A 15,357-nucleotide genomic window follows, 5' to 3' on the forward strand; every position below is an offset into this window, starting at 1 on the left:
AATCAACTGAAGGAACATGAGTATGGCCAGCAAAATTCCGACAACGATGACCGCGATCGAGATCACCCAGCCGGGCGGTCCGCTGGTTCTCAAGCCGGGAAAGCGCGGTGTGCCGGAACCGGCTCAGAACGAACTTCTGGTGCAGGTGCGTGCCGCCGGCGTCAACCGGCCCGATGTTTTGCAGAGGCAGGGTCACTATCCGCCACCTGCCGGAGCATCTGATATTCCCGGGCTGGAAATTGCCGGTGAAGTGGTCGCTGTCGGGGCGGGCGTGACGCGCTTTCGTATCGGCGATCGCGTCACGGCACTGGTCGCAGGCGGCGGCTATGCGCAATATTGTACCGTGCATGAAAGCTCCGCACTGCCCATCCCGGCTGGCTATGGCTTCATCGAAGCCGCTGCTCTACCGGAAACCTTCTTCACCGTCTGGCACAATGTTTTCGAACGTGGCGGCCTGAAAAGCGGGGAAACCTTTCTTGTGCATGGCGGCACCTCTGGCATTGGCACGACGGCAATCCAGCTTGCCAGTGCATTTGGTGCTTATGTCATCACCACTGCGGGCTCCGAGGAGAAATGCGAGGCCTGCGTGAAGCTCGGCGCAGACCGGGCCATCAACTACCGTACCCATGATTTCGTTGATGCGGTGAAAGATGCAACCGGCGGCAAGGGCGTTAATCTTACCCTCGATATGGTCGGCGGTGACTATGTCGAGCGCAACTATGATGCGGCGGCCGTTGATGGACGGATCGTGCAGATCGCCCATCTTAACGGCGCGAAAAGCAATGCCGATGTGTCGAAACTGATGGTCAAACGGCTGACCCATACCGGCTCCACGCTGCGGACCCGGCCCATCGAGTTTAAAGCGGGTATTGCCCGCGAACTGGAGCTGAAAGTCTGGCCATTGCTGGTCGAGCGCCGCGTCGCACCGGTTATCGATATGATCTACCCGCTGCACGAGGCATGGCGCGCGCATGAACGCATTGAGGATGGCCAGCACATCGGCAAGATCATGCTGGATGTCAGTTGATCTGCCAGCAATGCAGCATCAGTTTCAGGCCATTCGCCGAAACCAGTGATCATACAGAAGGCCCAGCAAAACCGATTCTTGCCCAACGGGGAATTTAACGCTATATAACGCCTCGAATTCCCGGAAATTGTGGTTGAACCCACGTCCCGCCTCACCGGAGCGGACGAACGAGAGGACTATATCTAATGGCCACCCAGCTTCTAATGCCAAAGGCAACGGCCGTCTGGCTTGTCGACAACACCGCTCTGTCTTTTGACCAGATTGCTGCATTCTGCAAATTGCACCCGCTTGAGGTGAAAGCGATTGCTGACGGTGAATCGGCTCAGGGCATCAAGGGGCTCGACCCGCTGATCACCGGCCAGTTGTCGCGCGATGAAATCGCCAAGGGCGAAGCCGATATCAACCACAAGCTGAAAATTCTCGACCCAAAGGTTCGCGTGCCGGAAGCCAAGCGCAAGGGCCCGCGCTACACGCCGCTGTCCAAGCGTCAGGATCGTCCGAACGCCATTCTCTGGCTGGTGCGCAACCATCCGGAATTGAAAGATGCACAGATTTCGCGTCTGATCGGCACCACGAAGTCGACCATCGAACAGATCCGCAACCGCACCCATTGGAATTCCAACAATCTCCAGCCGATGGACCCGGTCACACTTGGCCTGTCCTCGCAGATTGATCTGGATCTTGAGGTTGAGCGTTCGTCCCGCAACCGTCCGGTTCAGCCAGGTGAAGGTGGCGATACATTGCTGCCAGCATCGGCAACGGAAAACCTCGACATCAAGCCAATCGTTCGCGAAGAGGACGAAGAGCTGGATGCGGACAAGGTTTTCGCCAAGCTGTCTTCGCTCAAGGGCCGCAATGCGGACGAAGACGAAGAAGAATAGGCTGTTGGGCTGCCCGCTTGACGGGCAAGTCGGCAATAGAGAAAGCTCCGTCATCGACGGAGCTTTTTTGTTTGGTGGAAGGAGTAAACGGACGTGCTGCCAGCATTTGAAACGGAACGGCTTTTCCTGCGTCCACGCACCATGGCGGACATTGATGCCTGCATGGCAATGGACCGCGATCCTGAAGTGACGAAGTACGTTCCGGGACCGTGGCACAATCCACAGGAGCATCGCCGCTTCGTGATATCAAGGATCGAAGCTGAGTTTGCGCCGGGTCTTGGCTACTGGTCCATCTTTGCCAAGGCGCAGCCGGAGCTGTTTCTCGGTTGGGTTTTGCTTATTCCAGACAATGCAATTGGACCCGACATCGAAATCGGCTGGCGGCTCAACCGGCATGCATGGGGTAAGGGCTACGCGACAGAAGCCGCGCGGCCGCTCGTTGATCATGCTTTTCTTTTCCTCGGCATCGAACGCGTGGTCGCCAGTATTCATCCGGACAATGCAGCGTCCATTCACGTTGCCAAAAAGATTGGCCTCAGACCCGAGAGGGATACTATCCACGACGAAACGCCCTATCAGACCTACGCGATCAATAGGGTGGATTTTCTATCCTCCCAAGCCTTGAACACGTGACGAAAGATCACCTCATGCGCATTGCCTGCCTGCATACCGCCGAAAGTAACATAGCGGTTTTTGAAAAGGCTGCCGCCAATCTTGGCTTGCCGGTGGGAACTTTGCGGCACGCGGTGCGGGCAGATCTCCTATTGGCGGCCGAGAAGACTGGCTATGTCACCGAGGAAATAGCCGGGGAAACACAGTCAGTTCTGCGCGAGCTCAGCCAGACCGCGGATGCCGTCATCCTGAATTGCTCGACACTAGGTCCCAGCGCTGTAGTGCTGGCGGATGCGTTGCCTGTTCCGGTTTTGCGGGTCGATGCGGCGCTGGCACACAAGGCGGCTGCATCCGGGGAAAAATCGTCGCGCTGTGCACCGTGGAAACATCAATGGTTCCAACATCACAGCTCTTCAACGAAGCGGCAAGCCATACGGGTTCAGAGGTAGAGGTTCGGCTCGTTGCTGGGGCATGGGGAAAATTCAGGGCCGGAGACCGCGATGGTTATCTCGCTCTCATCGCCGCCGCTGCTGACCAAGCCTATGCCTATGGCGCGTTCGTCGTTGCACTGGCGCAGGCATCCATGACCGATGCAGCCACATTTGTCAGGCATCTGCCGCAACCACTCACCAGCCCCGAGGCAAGTCTGACGGCTGCTATGGAACAGCTCGCAAAACCCTAAGACGCCTTTTTAGTATCCGGTGCTTCACTCAGCTCCACCCGGCGATAGAAATCGGCGAGTGTCTTGCCGCGTTCTTGACGGAAAATACGCTGTGCCTTTTCCGCTTTTGATATCCGGTCGATACGGAACGTACGGAAATCATTGCGCAGCTCGCACCAGCTGATCACCGTCCATACCTTACCCCAGAACCAGAGGCCGAGCGGCCGGATATCCCGTACGCTTTCCTTGCCGTCGAGGTCCCGGTAAAGGATCGACAGGACCTGACATTGATCGGCGGCGTTTTCAGCCAGATCGATCATAGTCCGGTCATGGGTACTGATATTGGTGCTGGACGAGTGAATATGCGTGTTGGTAATGCGCGGACGATCATCCTTCGGCAGCACCGCACCAATCTTGATGATGGCCTCTTCCGCTGCGCGTGCCATCGATGCACCGCCCCATGCCGTGATCAGCCTTGCACCTGCCACCAGCGCCACCACTTCATCTCGGGTGAACATAAGCGGCGGCAGGTCGAAACCTTCGCGCAGGATGTAGCCAACACCCGCCTCGCCATCAATCGGCACACCGGTCGATTGCAGGTCAGCAATATCGCGATAGATTGTGCGCTCGGAAACTTCGAGCTTTTCGGCCAACTGGCGCGCGGTGACAAGCCGCCCGCCGCGGAGTTTCTGCACAATCTGAAAGAGACGGTCTGCGCGTCGCATGGTTCATCCTTGCTTAGTCTTTCAGGCCTTCTTTCAGGCGCTGTTCGGTTACAAAAGCCGTCCCGAAAGAAAGCCGGGAGATGGTGGGCGTATTGGTGTCAAGCACTCGCCAGAATGGCGTCATCGCAGCGATGTCGCCATTCTGCTGATAGGTTTCGAATGCAGCCTCGGCCACGGTACGCAAATGAAAACCCAGCGTGATCGGACATGTCACTTCGGCGCCGTGCTGTTTTGCCATGGTCTGACGCAGCACTTTCACGTCCATATGCTTACCCTTCGGCAGCGCGCGAATGAAATCATCGACCTGCCGGGCTGTCGGCACCAGCATGATCTCGCCAGCTTTCATCCCGGCAATATTGATCGGTGCTGGTTTGACCTGCGAGGGTGCACCGGAGTCCAGCTTGTCTGTCCACGTTTTCATCGCCCGTCCTTTCTCCACTCGCTCAACTTGCGATTTCATATTCGCGCGCAATAAAGCCGCGCATTTCGGCAATTTCGGCTGCCTTATCCGGCAAAATCGCACCGAGAAAACTGACTGCAAATGTGCCGGGTGCACTGATAATATGCCCGTCATGCACCGCATGCGGTACATCCTGATAGAGCGAAGAACCGGCATAGCCGCCGATATTGGCTTCGATCCAGCCGGCGCCGTTGCTGGTATGCTTGCCGCCTTCAAAAAGCCCGGCGCGGGCCAGCGCCAGCGTGCCGCCGCAAATCCCGCCAACGATCCCGCCTCGTGACAAAACCGACCGCAACAGCTGCGAAATGTCAGGAGCGTCCTGTGACGGCCATGTGTTCGCACCAATCACCGCAATGGCATCGAGATCGGCGTTTTCCGCCACGTCGAGACCGCGATCCGGCACCAGATGCAACCCGCCGATGGATTTCAGCGGGCCTTTCGATGGCGCGAGCGAAACAATATGCGCGCCAAACCATTCGACGGCAGATCCGGAGAGCAAGCCAAACTCCCAGTCGGCAAACTGGTCAATGAAGACGAGACCGATTGTCTTTTTCTGGTTCATGGCTAATCCCTCCGCTTTGACAAACTATCAGTATTCTAGACGAAAATGACCGGTTTGACTGACTTTTTTGCCCTGATGGACAGTTGGATGGATAACCGCGCGCGGTTGGAGGGCAGAGCCGGCATTATCATTGCCAGCTTCACCATCTTTCATTGAATTGCGCTGAGCCAGACGCTCCGCATAGGCATCAGGCCAGCCGATATCCTTCAACAGGTATTCCGGAAGACCATTGATGGAACGCTCCGTGCGCATTTCCTCGCGGGTACGGGCAAAGTCAGTCCACAGACGCTTCACCGTTTCGACGATACCATAATCAACCATATTCATGATCGTATCTCCTTTGCTTACGAAGACACCATCGCACACCCCTACTGACAACCTTCTGTCAGGAGCCTGTCAGCAGGACAAAGAAAATGCAGTCTATGATTTGACAGGAACGGTGTAATTCAGCGGCAAGCGGCCGCCATCCGCATAGATGGTCTGGCCGGTGATGTAACTGGCATCATTGGAGGCCAGAAATGCAGCAATGGCGGCAATTTCTGCGGGCTCCCCCACCCGCCCCATGGGCGTGCGGGACAGCATCCGCTGCTTGGCGGCTGCGTCGGAATTCACCGCATGGAGCATGTCCGTATTGATCGAGCCGGGGCCGATTGCATTCACGCGGATGCCATACGTGGCCAATGACACTGCCATAACCCGTGTCAGTTGATTCACGCCGCCTTTCGAGATCGAATACGGCACCTGATCGGGCAGGCCAAAGAGCGCGTTGATGGATGACAGATTGATAATGGACCCGGGCGAACCGCCTTTCTCCACCTTGTCGACCATATGGCGGGCAACCGCCTGGGCGCACAGGAATGAACCTTTCAGGTTGATTCTCAGCACGCGGTCGAAGTCCTCTTCCTTGAGATCGAGGAATTCTGCGCGATGCACGATCCCGGCATTGTTGACGAGAACATCGATATCGCCGAATGCATCAAGCGTTGCCGCAACCAGATTGTGCACGTCGAGCTTGCTGCTGACATCTGCCGAGGTAAACCGGACCTTGCCGAAGGCAGACAGGTCCTTCACTGCCGCCAGTCCGCGTTCGTCATTGCTGTCGCCAATCATAACGCTGGCGCCATCCTGCAGATAGCGCCGGACAATGGCATTACCGATACCCTGCGCACCGCCGGTTACAATCGCGATTTTGCCATCCAAAGCCATATTCGATTCTCCTGATTGGGAATCGAAGCTTAACCCCGACGCATCAACCGTCAACCGCCGGAACGCCAATCCCTCTGGCGTTGAGTACCGATTTGATCTCGTCGAGAATGGCGGGATCATCAATCGTCGCCGGCATGTTCCACGGCTCCTGATCGGCGATCTTCTGCATCGTCCCGCGCAGGATTTTGCCGGATCGGGTTTTTGGCAGGCGTTTGGCCGTCAGCACGATCTTGAATGCCGCAACCGGGCCGATTCTCTCGCGCATGAGCGCCACACAGTCCTTCTCGATATCGTCGGAAGCCCGGGTTACACCCGATTTCAGCACAATAAAGCCGCAGGGCACCTGCCCTTTGACCTGATCAGCAATACCGATCACCGCACATTCAGCCACGTCAGGGTGGCTCGACAGCACCTCTTCCATGGACCCCGTAGAGAGACGATGTCCGGCAACGTTGATGATGTCGTCGGTGCGGCTCATGATATAGATATAGCCGTCCTCATCGACGATCCCGGCATCCGCCGTTTTGTAATAGCCGGGAAATTCCGCCATATAGGCATCGCGGAACCGCTGATCGGCATTCCATAGAGTTGGCAGACATGCGGGCGGCAGCGGCAGCTTGACGACGATGTTGCCAAGCACGCCCCGTTCGACCGGGTGCCCTGCATCATCGAGCACCTGCACGTCATATCCGGGCATCGGCACTGTCGGTGAACCATATTTCACCGGCAGCATGCCAAGACCTGCGGGATTGGCAGCCATCGGCCAGCCGCTTTCCGTCTGCCACCAGTGATCGATAACCGGCACGCCAAGCTTTTCCTCAGCCCATTTGATCGTGTCCGTGTCGGCACGCTCGCCCGCCAGAAACAGGTATTTGAGCGAGGAAAGGTCATATTTGCCGATGAATTCGCCTTGCGGATCTTCCTTCTTGATGGCGCGGAATGCCGTGGGTGCCGTAAACAGCACTTTGACCTTGTGGTCCGAGATAACCCGCCAGAAGGTTCCGGCATCGGGCGCGCCGACAGGCTTGCCTTCGAACAGCACGCTCGTTGCGCCGACAAACAGCGGTGCATAGGCAATATAGGAATGACCGACGGCCCAACCGATATCGGACGCTGCCCAGAACACGTCTCCCGGCGCCGTGTCGTAAATGGCACCCATTGACCAGGCCAACGCCACCAGATGCCCGCCATGGTCACGCACGACACCTTTGGGCTGGCCAGTCGTGCCCGACGTATAGAGGATATAAAGCGGATCTGTTGCCTTGACTGTGGCACAGGGCACCTTGCGGCCCTTGGCAGCGCCGACAGCATCGGCATAGTCGTAGTCGCGCCCCGCCACCAGTTCATGCGGCTGTTGCGGCCGCACCAGCACCAGACAGGTGCTGACCTTGTGCGCAGCCTGTTCAATTGCCTTGTCCAGCATCGGCTTGTAGGCAACCACCCGGCCCGGTTCCAGCCCGCAGGACGTTGCAATGATCATGACGGGCTTGGCATCATCAATGCGCGTCGCCAATTCATGCGGAGCAAATCCGCCAAACACCACCGAATGAACCGCGCCAATGCGTGCGCAGGCCAGCATGGCCACCACGGCTTCCGGCACCATGGCCATATAGATGATAACGCGGTCGCCTTGTTTGACACCCTTGTCCGTCAGCACCGCCGCCAGCGCATTGATATCTTCAAGCAGCGCGGCATAAGTGATATTGCGTCCCGTTCCGGTGATCGCACTGTCATAGATCAAAGCAACCTGTTCACCCCGGCCCCGCTCCACATGCCGGTCCACAGCGTTGTAGCAGGTATTGCATTCTCCGCCCGCATACCAGCGCCCATAGGGCTGCTGTGCCGGATCAAAAACCTTGTCCCATGGCTTGGTCCAGTCAATTGCCTTGGCGGCATTGGCCCAAAATCCCTCCGGATCGGACTGCCAATCCTGATAGACCTGTGCATAGCGTGATGTCATGAATGTCCTCCCAGATGGTGCACTTTCCGCAATGTCAGCGGCAGAGTCAAAGGCCGATTTGACAATCGGTTGCGGATCGCACACTTGTCGAAATCACAACCATCCCGCACACCACACCCGGCAGGTTTTACCAGCAAATGACCAAAGCCCTGCCGCTTCTGCTGATCCTGATGATGGTGCTTCACCTGATCAAACCGCTGGGTTGGCCGGGTATGAAAAAACGCAGCGATTTCTGGAAAATCGCTGCTGGCGCTATTTTCGCGATGATGGCGATCGTGCTGTTAAGCCATAGCGGGCTGTGACACCTACTTCAGTTAGTACCATGACGATATTCGATGCCGCCTGCCTTAAACCGGGTTCGATGTTTCACTCTGCAAAACCGTTGGATCGTGGTTCGACAGGCTCACCATGAGGGAGAGTGTAGCTGCAAAGCCAATCGGAGATGTTGCGAAAATACAGCTCCCTGCAATCCTCCCTCTCCCTCATGGTGAGCCTGTCGAACCAAGCGCAATGAAAATGCCAGCAACCCTCTTTTGGTCTCATGGGCAGAAAGGACAAACCCTAAGCATAGAGCAGGCTCAGCCCGCCGCCTTCTCGCCATTCGTCTGATTGAGCACATAGGGCACGAGATGTTTGGCCCAGATATCATATCCGAGCGCCGACGCATGGAAACCGTCGCTGGAAAAGCCTTCCGGGTCCTCAATTGGCAATCGGGTCGCAGGAATGGCCATGCGTTCGCGGCAGAGCCGTTCGCCCATGGCGTTGATCGCAGCGGCACGGCCCTCCAGTATCCGGCCAAGCAGTGGCGGCATGGCAGGGACATCGCGAAAATCGATCACCGGCGACCAGACGATGGTTACTTCAGGCCATTTGGCTTTCAGCGCATAGAGCAGTCCGCCAAATTCCTTCTTGAAGCGGCCGACAGAATGGAAATTCTTGGTGTCATTGGTCCCTGTCGTCAGCACGATATGGGTCCACATCCCCCGCTCGAGATTGGGCACTACATAATCGCGCAGCTGCCCTGACGTAGCCGAATTGAAACCGGCGGCACGCCAAATGACCTTGCGGCCCGTACGGCTCTGCAGATGCACGGCGAGCCGCACGCACAGACTTTGCCAGACATCGCTGACGCCAACACCGGCAGATGACGAATCGCCCAGCACCAGGAGGCGAATGGCCGGGTCTTTGCCCGCAATCTCGCCCACTGGAAAGGCACCGGGCGGCAGCATGCGCTCCGTCTTCAGGCGCACGGCAATACCCTGCCACGCATAGACGGGAAACAGCAGCCAGCTGACAAGCGGATGAAAGGCCGAAGGTTTGGTCAATCCGGAATAGTCTCCAACAAAAAGCCCGGACCTGATTCCGGTCCGGGCTCCATGAGAGACGCTTTTGGATAAAAAACGCTTAAGCGGCCTTTTCCAGGTCCTTTTTCCAGCCGCCGGTGGCGGCAAGGCTGTTCATCTTGGCGCGGTGCGCAAAAGCGCGCTGACCGGCTGCAACATTTTCCGACTTGCCATTCCAGGCGCTGAGTGCAGCAGCTTGCAGGGCGCGGCCATAGGAGAATGTCAGCTTCCATGGAAGATCATGCGCCGCGTTCATTGCCGACAGGTGCGCTGTAGCTTCTTCATCCGACTGGCCGCCTGAGAGGAAAGCAATCCCCGGCACAGCCGAAGGAACCGTGGACTTCAACACGCGAACAGTCATCTCGGCGACCTGCTCGACCGAAGCCTTGCGGGCATTCTTGCCGTCGATAATCATGTTCGGCTTGAGGATCATGCCTTCCAGCACGACGCGGGCGTCGTAGAGTTCGGCAAAAACAGTCCGCAGCACAAGATCGGTCACTTCATAGCAGCGTTCGATCGAATGCGTACCGGGCTTGCCATCCATCAGCACTTCCGGCTCGACGATTGGCACAATGCCAGCTTCCTGACAGAGCGATGCATAGCGGGCCAGCGCCTGCGCATTCTGCTTGACAGCGCCCCAGGTTGGCAGCGTGTCGGAAATGCTGATCACACCGCGCCATTTGGCAAAGCGGGCGCCGAGTTTGTAATATTCAGCCAGACGGTCGCGCAGGCCATCGAGACCTTCGGTAATGGTCTCACCAGGAAACGCTGCGAGGTCCTTGGCACCAGCATCGACCTTGATACCGGGAATGCTGCCATTGGCCTTCAACAACTGGACGAGAGGTGTTCCGTCCTTGGCATTCTGACGGATGGTTTCGTCGTATAGAATGACGCCGGAAATGCAGTTCTTCATTGCATCGTCGGAGCGGAACAGCATTTCGCGGTAGTCGCGGCGGCTGTCAGCTGTCGATTCAAGCCCGATTGTATCGAACCGCTTCTTGATCGTTCCGGAACTTTCATCCGCAGCAAGCAGGCCCTTGCCGTTGGCAACCATTGCAATTGCGATATCTTCGAGGCGTTCGCTCATAGAATATTCACTCCGTTTCTAGTGGTCTGGCCCATATCAGAAGCACATAACAAACGAAATGGCAGTTCAAGCCTTTGAAACGATTGAAATTTTTTCAACCGATTTAACCGGATAACATTTTCTGTTCATTGTTAATCCGGCCGACAATAAACGGTCAATCGCTAGCCCCGCCAGTGCCACCTCTTACCCTCCCCTCGTGGGGGAGGGTAAGAGCAGCCAACCGCTGAAATCCTATCGCTTCAGAACATCAACACCCGGCAACGGCTTGCCTTCCATCCATTCCAGGAAAGCACCGCCGGCTGTCGAGACATAAGTCAGATCGTCGGCAACCCCCGCATGGTTGAGCGCAGCCACCGTATCGCCGCCACCTGCAACCGACACCAGATGACCGGATTTGGTGCGCTCTGCCACGTGGCGGGCAGCAGCCACCGTTGCCTTGTCAAAAGGATTGAGTTCGAACGCGCCGAGCGGACCGTTCCACACCAGTGTGGCCGCATCATCAATCGCACCCTTGATGCGCTCGATCGATTGCGGGCCAACGTCGAGGATCATGCCATCCTCGGGGATCGCATCGAGCCCATAAGCGTGGAACGGCGCATTGGCTTCAAAATGCCAGGCGACGATGGCGTCAACCGGTAGAATGATCGTGCAATTGGCAGCCTGTGCCTTGGCCATGATCTCGCGCGCTGTACCGGCAAGCTCGTGTTCGCACAGCGATTTGCCAACCTTGACGCCTTGCGCCGCCAGAAATGTATTGGCCATGCCGCCGCCGATAACCAGCGCATCGACCTTCTGAACCAGATTGCCGAGCAGATCGAGCTTGGATGAAACCTTTGCCCCGCCAACCACAGCCACAACCGGGCGCTTCGGATTGCCAAGACCGCTTTCCAGTGCTTCCAGTTCAGCCTGCATCGTACGGCCGGCATAAGCAGGCAGAACATGGGCCAGACCTTCAGTCGAAGCATGGGCGCGGTGGGCGGCCGAGAAGGCGTCGTTGACATAGATATCACCATTGGCAGCCAGCGCCTTGACGTAGGCCGGATCGTTCTTTTCCTCGCCCTTGTGGAAACGGGTGTTTTCCAGAAGCAGGATATCGCCGTTGTTCAGCTTGGCTACGGCTTCCGCCGCCTTCTCGCCAATGCTGTCTTCAGCGAAATGCACGTGCTGATCGAGCACCTTGGCAACCGCATGGGAAATCGGCTTCAGGCTGAATTCCGGCGTCGGGCCATCTTTCGGACGGCCAAAATGCGCGAGCAGAATGACCTTGGCACCCTTTTTAGACAGTTCGAGAATGGTTGGCGCGACACGCTCGATCCGGGTTGCATCAGTGACGTGGCCATTGGCAACCGGAACGTTCAGATCAACACGCAGAAGAACGCGTTTTCCCGCAACGTCGGCATCATCGATTGTCTTGAAAGCTGGCATGGGTGTTTACCTCTAATCTGAACGTGCCAGCACCCCCCTCTGGGCTATCGCCCATCTCCCCCTAAGGGGGAGATCATATTGGCATGAGCGTTGTCACCAATCATCCAATTAGACAATTTGCATCAACAGTTCTGGAAGCTGATCTCCCCCCTTGTGGGGGAGATGTCCGGCAGGACAGAGGGGGTGTAAACGCCTGCCGTTTGAATCACATCAAAGCAATGCTACTTAGATGACCTTGCTGAACGCAACAGCCGTATCGGCCATGCGGTTCGAGAAGCCCCATTCATTGTCGTACCACGACAGGACACGCACGAATGTTCCATCCATAACCTTCGTCTGGTCGAGATGGAAAATCGATGAATGCGGATCGTGGTTGAAGTCGATCGAGACGTTCGGCGCATCCGTATAGCCGAGGACGCCCTTCAGCTTGCCATTGGCCGCCGACTTGATGGCATCGTTGATCTCGGCAACGGTTGTCGCGCGCTTGGCAACAAACTTGAAATCCACGACCGAGACGTTCGGCGTTGGAACGCGGATCGAGCTACCATCGAGCTTGCCATTGAGCTCCGGCAGAACCAGGCCAACAGCCTTGGCCGCACCGGTTGATGTCGGGATCATCGACAGTGCTGCTGCACGGCCGCGATAAAGATCCTTGTGCATCGTGTCGAGTGTTGGCTGATCACCGGTATAGCTGTGGATCGTCGTCATGAAACCATGATCGATGCCAACGGCTTCGTTCAGCACAAAGGCGACCGGAGCAAGACAGTTGGTGGTGCAGGACGCATTGGAGATGACCAGATGTTCCTTGGTCAGCTTGTGATGGTTCACACCGAACACAACCGTCAGATCAGCGCCATCGGCAGGGGCCGAAACGATAACGCGCTTGGCACCAGCTTCCAGATGCGCCGCAGCCTTGTCACGGGCCGTGAAGATACCCGTGCATTCCAGAGCAATATCAACATTCAGCTCTTTCCACGGCAATTCAGCCGGGTTGCGCACAGCAGTTACCTTAATCGGGCCTTGACCAACGTCGATAGTGTCGCCGGAAACCGTGACGGTGCCGGGGAAACGGCCATGCACGGAATCGTAACGCATCAGATGGGCATTGGTCTCGACCGGACCCAGATCGTTGATACCGACAACCTGAATGTCGGTACGGCCCGACTCGATAATAGCGCGAAGAACATTGCGGCCAATGCGGCCAAATCCGTTGATAGCAACGCGAACAGTCATTTTTTAGCTTCTCCTTGGAGAATTAGGAACCCTTGATTAAGCGGTAAACCCGCCGATTACTTCAACTTGCCTTCGGCCGCGGCAACGATAGCGTCTGCGGTGATGCCGAAATGCTCGTACAGCTCTTCGATTGGACCGCTGGCGCCAAAGCCGGTCATGCCGACAAAGATACCGTCAACACCGATAAAGCGATCCCAGCCCATGCGGATTGCCGCTTCCACAGCAACTTTCACCGGTGCATCGCCGAGCAGCGCACGCTTGTAGTCGCCGCTCTGCTGTTCGAACAGTTCAAAGCAAGGCACGGAGACAACGCGGGCCGGATGGCCATTGGCTTCCAGCTTCGCACGGGCAGCCAGTGCGATTTCCACTTCCGAACCGGTTGCAAAGATTGTTACCTCAGCCTTGCCGCTTGCCGGTGCGAGTTCATAGGCACCATAGGCGCACTTGTTCTCGTCGACATGTTCGGTACGAACGGTTGGCAGGTTCTGGCGGGTCAGTGCAATGGTCGATGGTGTCCTGCGCGACTTCAGCGCAATTTCCCAGCATTCGGCTGTTTCAACAACATCCGCAGGGCGGAACACGTAGTTGTTGGGAATGGCGCGCAATGCGGCGAGATGCTCAACCGGCTGGTGCGTCGGACCATCTTCGCCCAAACCGATGGAATCGTGCGTCATGACATAAATGACCCGGATACCCATCAAGCTCGAAAGACGCATCGCGCCGCGAGCATAGTCGGAGAAGGTGAGGAACGTGCCGGAATAGGGAATGAGACCGCCATGCAGGGCGATACCATTCATGGCTGCGGCCATGCCGTGCTCACGGATACCATAATGCACATAACGCTGACCATAATCCTCAGGACTGATATTCTGGGTCTGGCTCGTCTTGGTATTATTGGAGCCGGTCAGATCAGCGGAGCCGCCAATGGTTTCGGGCACAACGCCATTGATGACCTCAAGCGCCATTTCTGAAGCCTTGCGTGTGGCAACTTTCGGCTTGTCTGCCGACAGCTTCTTCTTGTAGGCGGTGATTGTTGCCTCGAAATTGCTTGGCAGATCACCGCGCACGCGGCGCTCGAACTCCGAACGGATTTCAGCATCGGCAGCGGCAAGGCGCTGATCCCACGCCGCATGTTCCTTGGCCGAACGCAGACCCGAAACACGCCATGCATCCAGAATATCAGCCGGAACAACGAATGGCTCTGACGTCCAGCCCAATGCCTTGCGTGCACCGGCGAGTTCTTCCGCGCCCAGCGGCGAACCGTGAACCTTGTTGGTGCCAGCCTTGGTCGGCGCACCGAAACCGATGGTCGTCTTGCAGGCGATCAATGTTGGCTTGTCGGATTTCTGGGCTTTTTCAATCGCGGCAGCAATCGCATCCTGATCGTGACCATCGACATTGATCGAGTTCCAGCCGGAGGCTTCAACGCGGGCGCACTGGTCAGTGTTATCAGCCAGCGAAACCGGGCCATCGATGGAGATATTGTTGTGGTCCCAGAAAACGATCAGCTTGTTCAGCTTGAGGTGACCGGCAAGCGCGATGGCTTCCTGGCTGATGCCTTCCATCAGGCAGCCGTCGCCGACGATCACATAGGTATTGTGGTCAACCAGAGCATCGCCGTAATGGGCATTCAGGATGCGCTCGGAGAGCGCCATACCCACAGCGTTGGCCAAGCCCTGACCCAACGGGCCCGTGGTTGTTTCGATACCGGCGGCATGGCCGTATTCCGGATGGCCAGCGGTCCGCGAACCAAGCTGGCGGAAATTCTTGATCTGGTCGATGGTGATATCTTCGTAACCGGAGAGATAAAGCACCGAATAAAGCAGCATCGAGCCATGTCCGGCAGAAAGGACAAAGCGATCGCGGTCGGGCCAATGCGGGGCCTTCGGATCGTGCTTGAGGAAACGGGTGTAGAGAACGGTCGCAATATCAGCTGCGCCCATGGGAAGGCCGGGATGGCCAGAATTGGCTTTCTCCACTGCATCTGCCGAGAGAAAGCGGATTGCATTGGCCATTTGGTTCGATTTTTCAGAATTGGTCATGTGTACCGTCTTTCGAAGAGGATAGGAAATGCCGTTTCTGGACGCCGGTTCAGACAATATCCAAAAGGCACGCGACACATAGCAGGTGTCATGAGGGAGTCAATAAAACCTAGGCTAAATTGGGACTTTGGGA

Annotated in this window: 16 protein-coding genes; 5 read left to right on the forward strand and 11 right to left on the reverse strand. The window is 57.0% G+C overall.

All coding sequences use genetic code 11. The annotated features are described in order from the left end of the window. Positions 1–22: 22 nt before the first annotated feature. From HB779_RS02745 to HB779_RS25355, 4 genes are all read left to right on the forward strand, one after another. Positions 23–1,027 (forward strand): NAD(P)H-quinone oxidoreductase, encoded by a 1,005-nt coding sequence (locus tag HB779_RS02745; protein ID WP_188344291.1) that lies wholly within the window; start codon positions 23–25, stop codon positions 1,025–1,027. 185 nt (positions 1,028–1,212) lie between these two features. Beyond that, complete coding sequence (locus tag HB779_RS02750; RefSeq protein ID WP_188344292.1) at positions 1,213–1,908, forward strand: DUF1013 domain-containing protein; 696 nt, start codon at positions 1,213–1,215, stop codon at positions 1,906–1,908. A gap of 93 nt (positions 1,909–2,001) precedes the next feature. Next, positions 2,002–2,541 carry a GNAT family N-acetyltransferase gene (locus HB779_RS02755; RefSeq protein ID WP_188344293.1) on the forward strand — a complete coding sequence of 180 codons (540 nt, stop codon included), beginning with the start codon at positions 2,002–2,004 and terminating at the stop codon, positions 2,539–2,541. Between the two features lie 370 nt (positions 2,542–2,911). Beyond that, on the forward strand, positions 2,912–3,202 hold the full coding sequence (locus tag HB779_RS25355) for a hypothetical protein (RefSeq protein WP_244642447.1): 291 nt from the start codon (positions 2,912–2,914) through the stop codon (positions 3,200–3,202). Here HB779_RS25355 and HB779_RS02765 read toward each other — a convergent pair. The 6 genes from HB779_RS02765 to HB779_RS02790 all read right to left on the reverse strand — a co-directional run bounded on the left by HB779_RS02765 (position 3,199) and on the right by HB779_RS02790 (position 8,094). After that, complete coding sequence (locus HB779_RS02765) at positions 3,199–3,906, reverse strand: YafY family protein (RefSeq protein WP_188344294.1); 708 nt, start codon at positions 3,904–3,906, stop codon at positions 3,199–3,201. The genes HB779_RS25355 and HB779_RS02765 overlap by 4 nt on opposite strands. A gap of 13 nt (positions 3,907–3,919) precedes the next feature. Then, on the reverse strand, positions 3,920–4,327 hold the full coding sequence (locus HB779_RS02770) for a hypothetical protein (RefSeq protein ID WP_188344295.1): 408 nt from the start codon (positions 4,325–4,327) through the stop codon (positions 3,920–3,922). A gap of 22 nt (positions 4,328–4,349) precedes the next feature. Then, positions 4,350–4,928 carry a DJ-1/PfpI family protein gene (locus HB779_RS02775; protein ID WP_188344296.1) on the reverse strand — a complete coding sequence of 193 codons (579 nt, stop codon included), beginning with the start codon at positions 4,926–4,928 and terminating at the stop codon, positions 4,350–4,352. 27 nt (positions 4,929–4,955) lie between these two features. Then, on the reverse strand, positions 4,956–5,255 hold the full coding sequence (locus HB779_RS02780; protein ID WP_188346035.1) for a DUF1127 domain-containing protein: 300 nt from the start codon (positions 5,253–5,255) through the stop codon (positions 4,956–4,958). A gap of 93 nt (positions 5,256–5,348) precedes the next feature. After that, positions 5,349–6,134 (reverse strand): SDR family NAD(P)-dependent oxidoreductase, encoded by a 786-nt coding sequence (locus tag HB779_RS02785; RefSeq protein ID WP_188344297.1) that lies wholly within the window; start codon positions 6,132–6,134, stop codon positions 5,349–5,351. Positions 6,135–6,177: 43 nt separating this feature from the next. Then, positions 6,178–8,094, reverse strand: coding sequence for a propionyl-CoA synthetase (locus HB779_RS02790; protein ID WP_188344298.1), 1,917 nt, complete (start codon positions 8,092–8,094; stop codon positions 6,178–6,180). 137 nt (positions 8,095–8,231) lie between these two features. Here HB779_RS02790 and HB779_RS02795 point away from each other — a divergent pair, with 137 nt between their 5' ends. Further along, the gene (locus tag HB779_RS02795; protein ID WP_188344299.1) at positions 8,232–8,396 is read left to right on the forward strand and encodes a hypothetical protein; all 165 of its coding nucleotides are present in this window, start codon (positions 8,232–8,234) and stop codon (positions 8,394–8,396) included. Between the two features lie 276 nt (positions 8,397–8,672). Here HB779_RS02795 and HB779_RS02800 read toward each other — a convergent pair whose 3' ends face one another. The 5 genes from HB779_RS02800 to tkt all read right to left on the reverse strand — a co-directional run bounded on the left by HB779_RS02800 (position 8,673) and on the right by tkt (position 15,224). Then, a complete protein-coding gene (locus HB779_RS02800) occupies positions 8,673–9,419 on the reverse strand; it encodes an SGNH/GDSL hydrolase family protein (RefSeq protein ID WP_188344300.1) in 747 nt (248 codons plus the stop codon). 79 nt (positions 9,420–9,498) lie between these two features. Next, complete coding sequence (locus HB779_RS02805) at positions 9,499–10,524, reverse strand: class I fructose-bisphosphate aldolase (RefSeq protein ID WP_188344301.1); 1,026 nt, start codon at positions 10,522–10,524, stop codon at positions 9,499–9,501. Between the two features lie 231 nt (positions 10,525–10,755). Continuing rightward, entirely contained in the window at positions 10,756–11,949 is a 1,194-nt protein-coding gene (gene pgk, locus HB779_RS02810) for a phosphoglycerate kinase (protein ID WP_188344302.1), read from the reverse strand. A gap of 225 nt (positions 11,950–12,174) precedes the next feature. Further along, a complete protein-coding gene (gap, locus tag HB779_RS02815) occupies positions 12,175–13,182 on the reverse strand; it encodes a type I glyceraldehyde-3-phosphate dehydrogenase (protein WP_188344303.1) in 1,008 nt (335 codons plus the stop codon). Between the two features lie 56 nt (positions 13,183–13,238). Then, positions 13,239–15,224 (reverse strand): transketolase, encoded by a 1,986-nt coding sequence (gene tkt / locus HB779_RS02820; RefSeq protein WP_188344304.1) that lies wholly within the window; start codon positions 15,222–15,224, stop codon positions 13,239–13,241. Positions 15,225–15,357 lie beyond the last annotated feature (133 nt).

The sequence above is a fragment of the Phyllobacterium sp. 628 genome (genome assembly GCF_014189505.1).
GTDB lineage: Bacteria > Pseudomonadota > Alphaproteobacteria > Rhizobiales > Rhizobiaceae > Phyllobacterium.